Annotated in this window: 10 protein-coding genes; 2 read left to right on the top strand and 8 right to left on the bottom strand. The window is 60.7% G+C overall.

All coding sequences use genetic code 11. The annotated features are described in order from the left end of the window. Positions 1-279: 279 nt before the first annotated feature. The 8 genes from ATE71_RS19380 to ATE71_RS19345 all read right to left on the bottom strand — a co-directional run bounded on the left by ATE71_RS19380 (position 280) and on the right by ATE71_RS19345 (position 10245). Complete coding sequence (locus tag ATE71_RS19380) at positions 280-597, bottom strand: hypothetical protein (RefSeq protein WP_058801169.1); 318 nt, start codon at positions 595-597, stop codon at positions 280-282. Positions 598-602: 5 nt separating this feature from the next. After that, the gene (locus ATE71_RS19375; RefSeq protein ID WP_058801168.1) at positions 603-857 is read right to left on the bottom strand and encodes a hypothetical protein; all 255 of its coding nucleotides are present in this window, start codon (positions 855-857) and stop codon (positions 603-605) included. Then, complete coding sequence (locus ATE71_RS19370) at positions 850-1377, bottom strand: hypothetical protein (RefSeq protein WP_197412006.1); 528 nt, start codon at positions 1375-1377, stop codon at positions 850-852. Before ATE71_RS19370 ends, ATE71_RS19375 begins: the two co-directional genes overlap by 8 nt. A 33-nt stretch (positions 1378-1410) precedes the next feature. Beyond that, on the bottom strand, positions 1411-2304 hold the full coding sequence (locus ATE71_RS19365) for an ArdC family protein (protein ID WP_058801166.1): 894 nt from the start codon (positions 2302-2304) through the stop codon (positions 1411-1413). Then, a complete protein-coding gene (locus ATE71_RS19360) occupies positions 2301-2852 on the bottom strand; it encodes a hypothetical protein (RefSeq protein ID WP_058801165.1) in 552 nt (183 codons plus the stop codon). The genes ATE71_RS19365 and ATE71_RS19360 overlap by 4 nt, the downstream gene beginning before the upstream one ends. A 103-nt stretch (positions 2853-2955) precedes the next feature. Further along, entirely contained in the window at positions 2956-5007 is a 2052-nt protein-coding gene (locus ATE71_RS19355) for a ParB/RepB/Spo0J family partition protein (protein ID WP_058801164.1), read from the bottom strand. A 482-nt stretch (positions 5008-5489) separates the two neighbouring features. Beyond that, positions 5490-5939, bottom strand: coding sequence for a MucR family transcriptional regulator (locus tag ATE71_RS19350; RefSeq protein WP_058801163.1), 450 nt, complete (start codon positions 5937-5939; stop codon positions 5490-5492). Positions 5940-6018: 79 nt separating this feature from the next. Further along, on the bottom strand, positions 6019-10245 hold the full coding sequence (locus ATE71_RS19345; RefSeq protein WP_058801162.1) for a strawberry notch family protein: 4227 nt from the start codon (positions 10243-10245) through the stop codon (positions 6019-6021). Between the two features lie 673 nt (positions 10246-10918). Here ATE71_RS19345 and ATE71_RS19340 point away from each other — a divergent pair. Further along, on the top strand, positions 10919-12037 hold the full coding sequence (locus ATE71_RS19340; RefSeq protein WP_058801172.1) for a replication initiation protein: 1119 nt from the start codon (positions 10919-10921) through the stop codon (positions 12035-12037). Positions 12038-12210: 173 nt separating this feature from the next. Continuing rightward, positions 12211-12573, top strand: coding sequence for a VOC family protein (locus ATE71_RS21895; RefSeq protein ID WP_081997280.1), 363 nt, complete (start codon positions 12211-12213; stop codon positions 12571-12573). The last annotated feature ends 33 nt before the right edge of the window (positions 12574-12606 follow it).

Genomic DNA, 12606 nt, shown 5'->3' with positions numbered 1-12606 from the left:
GTGCCGAGCTCCGCGCCGCCTGATGCTTATGTTGCAACAGGCTCGATAAGGCGACGCGGATTGGTGTGATGTGTGACCGGGAAAGTTGATGGCGCCTGAGAACGCCCAGTAGTAGTTTGGTCCGCATCCGCCTTTGCTCGATCCGGGGATGTGAATACGGATTATGGTACGCGGCTACGGCCGCGACCGGATACAAGTCTATGCACGGATAGTGCATCAGCTGACCTCGGAACGAATGAAGCCAATCCTTGAGCATTGCGTGTGGGGGCCCCCAGCCCGTCAACAGAAGGAACCGTTCAATGGGATCTTGACAAGGCCCGGATCATACAAGTCGATCTTCATCCAGACTTTTCGCTCACGGAACAGGATGGAGGCGAAGTCGTGCTCGGGACTATCGGTAGCAAACTCGCAGCGGCGAAAGGCTGCGAGCAGTTGAGCCTGGATGATCGCCGGGTGCTCTTCCTGGGATATACGGAAAGTCTCGAGGCAATTCCTGGTAATCATAATTCGGGCGCGGCGATCGAGGCCAAGGCGAGCGTCATCGTTCAGCCGCGCAATCGTTGCCGTGCGGGCCGTGGCGTTGTCAGAGATGTGCATGGCCGTCACCAATCGTAGCTTGGGAGTTCAGCGGCAGGCGGGGCGTCGCGGTCGAACATGATCCAGCAGCAATGACGATCGCGGGCGAGCGCCATGCACGCGAGCAGGTCTGCAGGGAGGTCGTAGTCGGGTTCGACGACATAGACGAACCATCCGTATTCGGATTTTTCGTAGGCGGGGTAGTCACACTCAGGCAGCCAGCGATTGCAGGTTGCTTCGGTGAGATTGCCGGTCGAAAGCACAAGCATCGACTCAATCATCGATGCCCTCCGTGGCTCTTGCGAGCCACACGGCCAGCTGCTGACGCATGATGCCGATCGGCGCGTTGATTTCAGTTACAGGCGCATCGGGCGCGATGTATCCGCGATGACGAAAAGCCGCGAGGAAGCTCTTCATGACCTTGAGGTAGATGTGGCCGCCTGCGATCGCGACGTCGGTGAATGGGCGATCGCCATGTTCGGATAACGAGGCCATCTCACAGGCAGCGCTATTGCCGTAGTTATCGGGCTTTCGGGGCGAAGGCGGGCGCGGCCAGCGTGTCGCCAATCCGCCGGCGATCATTCGATCGGCGAGCGCGGTCGTCAGCCTGCTGTCGTAATTCTGGATCGGCGACCTGGAGTCGAGGAAACCATATCGTGCGGACAGCACGGTTACCTTTAGGATCGCCCGATCGCCCGCATGGCAACGGACCGTTTGCCAAAGCGGTCCGTCATAGCGGTCGATGGCGGGCATATAGCCGTCATGCTGCCGCTTTGTTGCGGAACAGGCGAGGATGAGCAACCGATGGGCTCGAGGTGGAAGCGCAATCATCGATCAAGCCGCAATCGGCAGAGCTGAGGCGGCATGGGCATGAATCCAGTCGGTTGCAGCCTGTGCCGCCGCCGCGGCGCGAAATATCGCGCGCGTATCGTTCCCGAGTATGTTCAACCAGCTCGCAACATATGCGGCGTGGTCCCGCCTTGGCGAATAGGCCAGACCAAGGTCGGCCATCAGGAAACTGGCGCCGACCTCGGCAACCAGCTCTTCGCGGGCCCGGATGGTCCGGTCCTTGAAATAGTCCCGAAGCGTTTCGCGGCCGAGGCGCTGCGCGCTCCCCGTCGAATGAACGATTTCATGTCCGAGCGTCGAAATGAAGTCTTCGTCGCTGTCGAAGGCTTCGCGGTCGGGCATGTAGACGCGGTCCTGATCGGGCCGAAAATACGCATCCCAAGGGCCATAGTGCACGGGGACGCCGACGCTTTCGAGGAACAATTTCGCAGAGGCGGCTATCTCGCCGATCGGCCGTGCGCTTGCCTGTGCCCGTTCGGGCGCGCCGTCGACCTGCGATTGGTTGAAGACGACAAAGCTCCGAGCAAAGAAGCGGGCGCCGCGGTCCTCGCCATCGGAATCCGCCGACGTGGGTTCATCGCGCTCTTGCTTTTTCCACAAAATGACGTGCGTACCGGTTTCGCCGCGGCGCACCTGTGCGCCGACGTCATTCCACTGACGGTAGGTAGCCCACGTCCCGGATCGAAAGCCGTGAGCCTCGGCCGACGCCCAAAGGACGAGGCGGTTGATGCCGGTATATGCGCGTCCGACAGCACTGGTCGGCCGCATCACCGTCCCGCCGTCATGGTGCCAGGGCATACGCCACTGGCCGGCGCCGGCGTCGATCGCAGCGGCTAGCTCGGCGGTGATCGTTTGATAGATGTCGTGACGGGGCTTCATGACGCGTTTCCTTTTTGAAGTTCAGAGCGTTGCTCACCCTCTCCATCCCCGCTTTCCTCCTTGTCCGCGCGATCGCGCGGTGACGCATCGGCCGATGACGTGTCGTCGGCCGTGATTTCCAATGGAGGGATCTGAACGTCCGCTGCCGCGAACCATGCCCGCAGTGACGTGAGGCTATCGTGTTGGTCGAGGATCTCTCGCGTGGCGACAGTCGCGCCATTTTCGTTGGCGGGGTACGTCACGACCTCGCCGTTTCCCGTGAATACTTCGCGATGCGGGAGCCACGATCCGCTGTAGCCCGCGCACCACCGCGAATAGGACAGCCCGTTCTGCAGGCACCAAAGTTCAAGAACGGGGAAATGGCCTCCGATTGCCTGATGGTCGAAGAGCTGCAGGGATTGGCCCTCGATGCGCGATTCAGGAGAGAAGATGTCGCCTTCATCCTCGACGCGAAGATCTTCATCGGCGATCAGGCGGCATAAGGTGACGAACTGCTCCGGTGACACGCGGCCGCCGATGGTGATGGATGCGGATGCACAATCTGGCATCTTGTTGACTCCAATAGAGAAATTTCGGATTGTCGACAGCGGCGCGGAGGCAGACTTCCAACTGGAAATCGAGACCCTTGCTTCCGCGCCGCCCGGTGACGCTTCAGGCTGCGTTGGCCAAAACGGCCCCGGCCTGGTCGACGTCGTTCACGGCAGGGTTGGCCTCGTCGATTTGCTCGTCATCGGCGTCATCGATGGCAGGTTGATCTTCGCCGCTGTCATCGTCGACCGGCAGCGCTTCCGGTTCATCCGGGGTCTCGGCGGCGCGAAACATCATGACGTCCGGGATCCAGCTTTGCGCCCGCGCCTTCACCTCAGGCGTGACGATTGTTTCGCCGGCGCAGAGTTTTGCGGCTGCAGACGATAGGGCGGCCTTCTTTTCGCTGGCGTAGCGACCCGGAAGCTCGGGATCGAGCTTGCCCAGGATCGACAGGATCTGCGGCTTGCGGATCTTGTCGAAGAAGGCATCCGCGCTCGGCCGCCAGTGTTCGGCGGTATCGATACCGAGCAGCGCGCCAAGCTCGGATTGGAAGCGGTTAGCGCGATCGCCGGTGGCGAGGCTCGCCTGAAGGCTTTGACTGACGGCAAACGCAAGCCATGCTGCCTTGTCCGTTTCGTCGAGTTCGCGGAACGCCATGAACGCGCTGAAACTGTCGTCGGCGCCTGCCCAATCGCACGGAAGACCGGAGCGGACCGCATCGAGGCCATCTTGTGCGGCAGTTGAATGGGCGGCGGGGACGCCGGCGGGGTCAAAGAGCTCGCCGATCGTCACCATGACGCCCGTGTCGTTGTAAGCGGCATAGCCCGTAAATTTCCGTGCGAGGCGGAAGATAGTCAGATCGAGCGCGAGCGCGGGATCATGGGCGATGTGCAAAGCCAATACGTCACGCCGTTCCTTGGCAAGCTGCTCCTCGAGCGACCGGGGGAGAGCGTCCTCCAGGGCAGCGCCTTCAGCACATCCGCCGGTGACCCTTTGCGACTGCTTTTCGCGCTTGGGGGCCTTCGTCGAAAAGTAGCGGTGCGACGCCTTCGGGGTGCCATCGCTGGCAAGCACCACGAAGGTTCCAACATGCGGTCGTTCGTCTTCCGGAATCACATAGCTGCGTTTGTCGATTTCGGTGTGCTCGGCGTCCAGCGCTTCATTTTCCGCTTCGAGACGTGAAATCACGTCCGCATCGGTTGCATCCTCCAGTTCTTCCTCGATCGACTGAAGGCGCTCTTCGATCGCGATCATGCGGGCCTGGTCTTCTTCGCTCAGCTCGCCGCGCCGGATGTAATAGTCGTGCAAGCCGTCGGTCGCCGAATGCGGAACGTGCTGGGCTAGGAGAACCCGAACCCATCCGAGTGTGCCGACGGCCATGATGGCGTCTGCAGCTTGCTCGAGCTTCGCGCGTGCGATGTCTTCGGCGATCGGGCGATCGAGCCATTGACCTTCGCCCTCGCCGGCGAAAAGGTCACGTTCGATACGGCCACCGGCGGCGAGATATTCTTCCTCACCGACCAGTTTCGCGACGGCGCTGCTCGCCTCGATCGCGCTGTCGTTGACATAACGCCGGATCGTGTGCGGTTGGTCGCCCTGCCAGCTATCCTTGAAAACATTCCAGGCAGCGAGCTGCGTGTCGCGATCGGAGGTGCTGCCATAGGCCTTGGCGACATCGAGCGTAATCTTCCCTTCAGCGAGGGCGTCGAAGATCGGCTCTGCAAGATCGGCGAGGCGCAGGCGCCCCTGAACGTGACGGACCGTGACGCCCATGCGCCGCGCGAGTTCTTCTTCGCTTTCGCCCTTGTCCATGGCCGCGCGGTAACCGCGGCATTCATCGGCGGGGGACATGGCTTCGCGAATGATGTTTTCGGCCAAACTGATCTCTTCGGCGAGCGCGGCGGCTTCGTCATTGCACACACGCGCATCAATCATTGCATTCTTTGGCAGCTTGCCGCTTTTGATGAGCTGCCCGATCGCGCGCCAGCGTCGGCCGCCCGCATGAACGTCGAAGAACGACTTCTTGTCGGTCGCCGGGCTGACGATGACGGGCTGAAGAAGTCCATATGCGTCGATCGAAACCGCGAGGGCATCGATACCGGCTTGGGTGAAGGTTTTGCGGGCATTGGCCGGCGAGAGGCGGAGCTTGTTGAAAGGAATCGGTTGGTTCTGCATGATGAATCTCCGGTGACAACCGAGACCCGGATCATGGGCTTAACTCCCAAGGGGCCTCGCCCCCTTCCATCCCCCTCCCCTCTCATTGTTGGCGTGCCGAAGGCGCGCCATAGTTCCGCGCAGCGCGAGTTATTGCGCGCGGGCGCTATCCTCCTATGGAAGAGCGTGTGGCCGGGAGTTTTGAATCGCTCGAAGAGATCAGGCGAAACCGCTCAAACGTCGCGGTGCGATGCGGATTCTGTGACCATCAGGGCGTCGTGGACGGCGGAATATTGTGGCGTTGGTTTGCTCTTCACCGATGGGATAGTCGGCCGACGGACGTCATCGAGCATATGCGCTGTACCATCTGCCGGCGCCGACCGGTCGAGGTCGGGGCAACGTCGGAAGCTCCAACGATCGAATTTGGGCCGCGCGATGAGGCGGAATGGCAGGAAGTTGTGGCGAGGCTGCGCCATCGGCCGCCTCGCCAGCCAGAGTGGTGATCAGCCGCGCTTGGCCGCCCCGCGGGCAGGCTTGCGGCCGCCACCGCGTCCCTTCGTTCCGAGCCCGATTTCCTTAGCCAGCACTCGGCGCTTCTCAGCATATTCAGGCGCAACCATCGGATAATCGGCAGGGAGCCCCCATTTTGCCCGATAGTCGTCTGGCGTGAGCCCATAATGCGTCATCAAGTGCCGGCGAAGCATCTTCAGCTTCTTTCCGTCTTCGAGACACACGATGTAATCGGGTTTCACCGAAGAACGGATTGATACTGCCGGCACAGGCTTCTCTTCGGGCAGCTCTGCAGGCTTCGAAAGTCCGGAAAGCGCAGCATGAACATTGTTGATGAGGATCGAAAGATCCGAGATCGCGACGCTGTTGTTGCCGACATGGGCGGCAACAATATCGGCGGTCAGCGTGAGCAGGTCCGAATTGTCCTGGGGAGTATCGTTCATTGAAAGTCGATCCTGACGTTAGAATTGCGCCCCGCGCCCGTTCAATCCCTGTTGATCGAACGCGGCGCAAGCTATTTCTTCACTCGGTGAGCGCGGTAATAATTTCAGCCGCTCGCGACACCGGGATGAATAGCCTGGTCTTGAACTGGATAATTTCGGTGAAACAGCCCTTGGCTTTCAGGGTCGGCAACGATCGCGGATCAAATCCGTGGAGCTCGAGGCGCGATTCTCCATTCACGCGGCGACGCTGAAGCGTGAGACCGATGGCGCTGCCGATCGGCACTGTCTTGCCTTCCCAGGCAGCGGCGACGATTTCGGCGGGGGCAAGATTGATCGCGCCAGCTATGCCGAGCTTGCCGAGCAGTGAGTTGACGTCGCCATGCGGGACAATGCGACCGAGAAGGGCGCGGCCGTCGGCCGTCACGAGGCGGCGTACTTCGGGATCGTCGCCGAGCAAATTCCATATCGGAAGTAAGCGACCGACCGCGAGGAAGAAGCGTTCGCGGTTCGGGTTGCGGCTGAGCTCCTCGCACTCGGCCGTCCAGGATGTCTCGAACGTCCCGACGTCGACAGGTTCCCACATGCTTTCTTCGAGGTCGCCGGCGGTGATGTACTGATGATGGCCGGGGCGCTGCAGTTGCCATGTCGCGACGGCGTCGCCGGTGTCGGTCAGACGGGTCCGTGCCGGCGTCTGCAGCGCTACCTTGCCTGAGCGGGCATTGCGCAGGCATATAGCACGATTGCCGAAGCGTTCGGCCAATGCCGACACGTCGGCGAGCGATTTCATTTCGCGCTGCCATTCCGCTTCGACGGTGAGGAGCCGTGTCGACGTCGACGGGTCTGCACCTTTGCGAAGCGTAATTTCATCGACGATCGTCAATTTGTCCGCGCGGATGGTTTCGACGCCGGCATCGAATGTGCCAGCCTTCTTCGCGGCATCGATGCGAGTTTCGACAAGACCCAAATATTCGTCGAAGATGGCATTCTGGATCGCGATCGGCAGCGCCAAGATGCGGTTCAGCCACCGCTGGATAGGCGGCAGCTTCTCGACGAGCTCACCCTCATATTCGAGGCGCAGCCCGGTTCGATGGCAGAAATCGCCGAAGGTGACACTGGTCAGCTTGCCGTGATGGAGCAGCCTGTACCAGGACAGCAAGGCGTCTTTGGCATAGTCGCTTTCGAGATTGTCCATTGGATCAAACAGATTTTGGCCGCCTGTCTGACGCTGGCCCCGGGTTAGCGCACCAAGTGCGTCCAGCCGGCGTGCGATCGTCGATATGAATCGACGTTCGCCGCGGCAGTCTGTGGTGACTGGCCGAAAGATAGGGGGCTGCGCCTGGTTGGTGCGATTGGTGCGGCCGAGCCCCTGCACCGCGCGATCGGCGCGCCAGCCTGGTTCGAGAAGGAAGTGAACCCGGCGCTGCTGATTTTGGTGATCCAGACTCGCGTGGTAGGATCTTCCGGTCCCGCCGGCGTCGGAAAACACGAGAATACGCTTGGCGCCGTTCATGAAGGCATCGGCGTCAGCCATGCAAGCGGAAGGTGAGCGTGACTGCAGTTTCTGGCTTCCGTCGGGCAGGCGCACGAGGCGTTTCGTCCGCCCGGTAACCTCTGCAACGGCGTCGGTACCAAATCGTTCGATGACCGCATCGAGGGCGGGCGCGATCGGCGGCATCGCCCCCAGCAATTCGAGCGTGTCGGTCCGGATCTGCAGGGCTTCCTCGCTATGGACCGGATTGCCGTTTGCGTCGGACAGCGGACGCGACCGTTCATTGCCGTCGTCATCGCTGACGATCTCCATAGCCCGGGTCGGGAACGCCGCCTGAAGATAGTCCATCACCAGTTCGCGAGGCGAAAGGTCCAGCGCCAGTTCTGCGCGATCGGCGGGGTCGAGATCTGCGAGGCGGCGCGAGAGCAGGGCTTCGCTTGTCGTGACGAGCTGGATGACGGCGCTCTGGTCCGATTGGAGAGCGACATCGATGGCGGGCAGAAGGCTTGGCAGTTTCATCGCGAGAAGGAGAGCCGAGAAGAAACGCTGTTTGGCGCTTTCGAACCGCGAGCGCGCAGCCGAAAGGGCTTGGCCGTTAAGCGTGGCGCCGGTTAGCCGGTCGACGACGCCGGCGGCGGCAAGGGCCTCTTCCATGTTCCGGTGGATGATCGCCCAGGCGTCGGCATAGGTGTCGAAATCTTTGATCTGCGCAGGCGTCAGCGCGTGCTCGAGGATGTCATATTCGACACCGGCATAGGAGAGCGCGCGAGCGGTATAGACGCCCATCGCCTTCAGCTCGCGCGCGACCAGCTCCATTGCGGCAACGCCGCCGTCACGAATCCGCGCAGCGAAAGCCTCGCGATCGACGAACGCAGTCCCCTCGCCCCACAGGCCAAGCCGGGTCGCATAGGCGAGATTGTTGATGTCGGAGGCGCCGGTCGCCGAAGCATAGATGACGCGTGCCCGGGGCAGGCGGTTCTGCAGTTCAACTCCGGCAATACCTTGCTGGGATCCGGCTACGGTGCCGAACCGCCCTTCCCCGCCGGCAACACCGCCCATCGCGTGCGCCTCGTCGAACAAGAGCAGCCCGTCGAACGCGTCGCCAAGCCACGCGAGAATCTGGTCGAGACGTCGATCGCCGCCCGCTTCGCTCCGCAAGGTGGCATATGATGCGAACAGGATGGCATCGCCCATTTCGATCCCCGCTCCTGCGCGGACACGCCCCAAGGGTTGGATGTCGAGCGGGGTTCCCCCGAGAGCCTGCCAGTCGCGGCGAGCATCTTCAATCAGGGCGCTACTATCGCTGAGCCAAAGGTGCCGGCGTTTCCCGCGCAGCCATTGATCCATCGTGATCCCGGCAAGCTGCCGCCCCTTCCCTGCCCCGGTCCCGTCGCCAAGGAAGAAGCCCTGACGGTAGAGTTGCCCGTCTGCATGGGGAACGAGAGCAAGCCCCTTTTCGGGTGCGCGATAGCGGCCCGGAAGGTCGATGTCGGTTGCCGCGAGAGCGTGAACGATCGTCTCGAGCTGGGGGGCGCTCAGAATCTTTTCGTCGATGACCCGCTTTGGCAGCTGAGGTCGATAGTTCGGCGCCGGGAGCGCGACGGCCGCCATGGCCGCGGACTCGACCAGCGGGCTCGGATGCTCGCAAGGATTCTCGAATTCGAGGCGCTGGCTGCGCCATGGAACGTAGAGGGCGGTTTCATCGTGGGCCGCGGCGACTGGATCGTGGATACGATAGTTGACGCTGGCGATCTCGAAGCTCGGGAGAGGCCGCGCGGCCCGGGGGAAGGATTTGGCCGGGGATGCTCGAAATGCACCGAATAGCGAACCTGTCCTGGTGGATCGTGGCCGCGTTGGAGGAGTTGGATTGGGGTGGACGATCGCGCGCGCCGGTAGCTGGCCAATTGCATCGAGAAGCTTGCTGACGGTCGTTCGGTTGATCGTCGTTGGCAGGCGCCCGGGCCCTCTCCCCTTGTCGGCGACGACAATCCGGACGGCGACAGATGTTCCCTTCCCGGCAAAGCCCTTGTCGAGACGAAGCATCATGCGGATGTTCGCGCCGGATATTGCCCGATCGAACAGCGATCCATGCTTGCCTCCCGGGTTGAAGTTGTCGGGCATGATCGCGACGATGCGACCACCATATTGCAGAGCGGCGAGCGCGGCGGCGAAGTGGCGGTGAGCGGCAAAAGGATCCATGGCCCCGGCAGCGTTGCGGGCGAAGGGGGGATTCATGACCACGACTGTCGGCGGAACCGATAGGTGCTGATTGATCTGTGCGGCATTGAAGCTGGTGACGCCGTGTTCCGGGAATAGGATGCGAAGGGCCGCTGCGCGGACCGGATCAAGTTCGTTGAGCAGGAGCATTTTCCCCTGCCCCGCCCACTGGGCTATCGTCCCGATGCCGGCGCTTGGCTCGAGTACGATGTCTTCGCTGCCGATAATGGCGAGATGGTTGATGAGCCAGGAGAGATCCAGCGGCGTCGAGAAATGCTGATGGGCGATTTGCTCTTCGCTGCGCACGGTCTGCGTTGGGAAGGATTTTTCCAGTTTGGCGAGCTGCTCGATGATGGCGATCGGCTGTTCGGGAAGCTTTGCGCTTCGGCCTGCGAGGATCGCCGCGATTTCGGTCATGACGAAACTGTCACGCTGCGTCCAAACGCCGTCGGCCGACTTAGCCCCGAACGCCTCGGCCATTACCTCATTGATAAGCCCTCTTCGGACTGGCCTATCGTTTTCGATTTGCGTGACGATCGAGCGCGCAGCTTCGAACAGGCGTCCCGCGGTGTCGGGCGCCCGGTCCGTATCGGTGAGCATAGGAGGATCCTTTCTTCCGGACCGCTATGGTCCTGAAAGCCTCTCCCCCTCTTTTCCTCCTCCTATAAAAATGCCCAAGCGCAGCGCGGGAGGCTTCTAAGATTCTAGTTTCTAAGATTCAGGGGAGAAATGTTGTTTATACTCAGAGAGTTGAGGTGCGTTTATGTGAGCCCAAGGGGGCGACTATGCGAGGCAACGGGGGCTTCGATGTGAGATATCGGGGGCCACCGGCTGAGTGCTCGGGGGATTATGTGAGTGATTGGGGGCCGCTGTTAAAGCGTCGGAATTTGCATCCCGATCGCGTTGACTCTGCTTGATTTTGCAAAGCCTGGACCGCTTTGCAGCCCGAAAGTCAGTTTTATGTGAGGCGCTGGGGGCTCCACATCGATTTCTACCACATCTACGTGAGCGTTCGGGGGCATGTTACCTCGTCAGACTGTCGGTTAGTGTGATTAATTGGGGGCTGAACGTGCCTTTATGTGAGGATTTGGGGGACCTTCAATTTTCTACGGTTTTCCGCCAACTTTTGATGCTGTCTAAGTGTGCGCATGGGGGCTGGCACTAATGGGCAAAAGCGTCAGCATGTGACGGGCGGGCGTCTACCAAAATTGCGTTAGTATGAGTGATGGGGTGCCCCCTTCTCTTTATGACAACCGGGTGTTATGCAACTCATATGAACGCAGAAACTCCGACATCGGAAATCGAGGTTTCGTCAGGCTTTGAGAGCCTCAGCCGGACGTTGCGCGTTGCCGAAGTGATTCGCCGCCGCGAGTTGGATTTTGTAAGCAAGCCCGGTGAGTTGGTCGAATCCGAATTCGAGACGGGTTCGCTCAGCGCCGCTGCCCGTAAGGCGTTTGCTATTATGCTACGCAAGGCTGGACCCGAGGCTGGCGATGACAAGACCTTTATCATCACGAAGAAGGAACTCCGCGGATCGCACAAAGGTAATGAGCGGATACAGCCGGTCATGGATGAACTCCTCCGGGTGATTATCCGCATCCGGACGACTTCGACGAAGGGCAAACCGGCGATTATGTCCCAGTCGCTGCTAGCAAGCTGCGTGGAGGAAATTGCGGAAGACGGCCTCAGCGTTGTGGAATTTCAGTTCTCCGACAACTTTAAGCGGGTGATTCAGCGATCCGATTATTACGCGCGCGTAAATTTGGGTGTAATGCTTGCCCTCCAATCTCGCTACGCGATCACGCTCTATGATCTGGGGTGCTTGGTAATAAATCGCCAGAATCGCGTGGTAAAGATGGAGGTAGAGGAACTGCGGCGCAAGCTTGGAGTACCCGATGGCAGCTTCAAGAATTTTGCCGAGTTTCGGAGGGACGTCCTCGCCAAGTCGAAATCTGAGATTGATCAACTTGCTGATTTTACCGTCGATTGGGAGGAGGTTCGTGGCGCGGGGCGCGGACGGCCTGTCATTGCAGTGAAGCTCAGCTTCAATCCAAAAGACACGGTAGATCAAGAAATGACTGCGCTGGAGCTCGATCGGCCGAAGGTGGGCCGGCGCGCCCGCCGGGACGGAACGGTCGATACAATTGCAGGTGCCCTGCCCCCGTCGCTTCAAGATCGCCGGTCGTTCCCGGAAGGCTCTCTCCACTATGGCGCCGATGCGCGCATCACTTCTATCGTAGTCGATTTCGGGGGTGGCTGGGACAAGGATATTATCGCGGAAGCCTATCGGAAAGAGATGGGGCCTCGCCTGGATAAACTGACCGGGGACGCTCTCTACAAATCGTGGGAAGGCTTCTGCAAATCGTTCGTTCGGCTCCGGGGCCGTGCATGAGCTGCTTGGCCGCCCCCGGTTTCTCACATAAAGCCATTTGCTGCTAATCGCAGGCAGCCTGACTGCTGGTCCACACCGCGATCGCGGCTGCTTCCGACCGATTGTCGACATAGACAACACCTTCCACGCCACCGTATAGCTGCCAGTCAGTCCGATACGTTCAGGAGGCGTCGGTGCAGGTTGAAGCCTTAAACCACGTGCAGCTAGCGATGCCCCCCGGAGAAGAGGCTGCCGCCCGGCGCTTCTACGCAGAACTTCTTGGGATTCCGGAGGTCGATAAACCTCCGCATCTGGCGAAAAGGGGTGGATGCTGGTTCGAACGCGGTTCGTTGAAAGTGCATCTTGGCGTTGAAAAGGATTTTCGACCCGCTCGGAAAGCCCATCCGGCATTTACAGTCACAGATTTGGCCGCCCTTATTCAGCGGTTGAGCGACGCGGGCTTTGAAACCGTCGAAGACGAACCTCTCGCTGGCTATAATCGCCGATATGTAGCCGACCCGTTCGGAAATCGCATAGAATTGATGGAGCCAAAATAGACCGACTAGGTTCAGGGCTATTCCGTCCAAGGC

This window comes from Sphingopyxis sp. H115 (assembly GCF_001468465.1).
Lineage (GTDB): Bacteria > Pseudomonadota > Alphaproteobacteria > Sphingomonadales > Sphingomonadaceae > Sphingopyxis.
The sequence above is the reverse complement of the archived record's forward strand: the minus strand, read 5'-3'. Positions and strand labels throughout refer to the sequence as shown.

Excerpts from the sequence above, each read along its gene's own strand:
- ATE71_RS19350 (WP_058801163.1), bottom strand. The coding sequence starts at position 5,939 with ATGAACGATACTCCCCAGGACAATTCGGACCTGCTCACGCTGACCGCC.
- ATE71_RS19380 (WP_058801169.1), bottom strand. The coding sequence starts at position 597 with ATGCACATCTCTGACAACGCCACGGCCCGCACGGCAACGATTGCGCGG.
- ATE71_RS19365 (WP_058801166.1), bottom strand. The coding sequence starts at position 2,304 with ATGAAGCCCCGTCACGACATCTATCAAACGATCACCGCCGAGCTAGCC.
- ATE71_RS19340 (WP_058801172.1), top strand. The coding sequence starts at position 10,919 with ATGAACGCAGAAACTCCGACATCGGAAATCGAGGTTTCGTCAGGCTTT.
- ATE71_RS19345 (WP_058801162.1), bottom strand. The coding sequence starts at position 10,245 with ATGCTCACCGATACGGACCGGGCGCCCGACACCGCGGGACGCCTGTTC.
- ATE71_RS19355 (WP_058801164.1), bottom strand. The coding sequence starts at position 5,007 with ATGCAGAACCAACCGATTCCTTTCAACAAGCTCCGCCTCTCGCCGGCC.
- ATE71_RS19375 (WP_058801168.1), bottom strand. The coding sequence starts at position 857 with ATGATTGAGTCGATGCTTGTGCTTTCGACCGGCAATCTCACCGAAGCA.
- ATE71_RS19360 (WP_058801165.1), bottom strand. The coding sequence starts at position 2,852 with ATGCCAGATTGTGCATCCGCATCCATCACCATCGGCGGCCGCGTGTCA.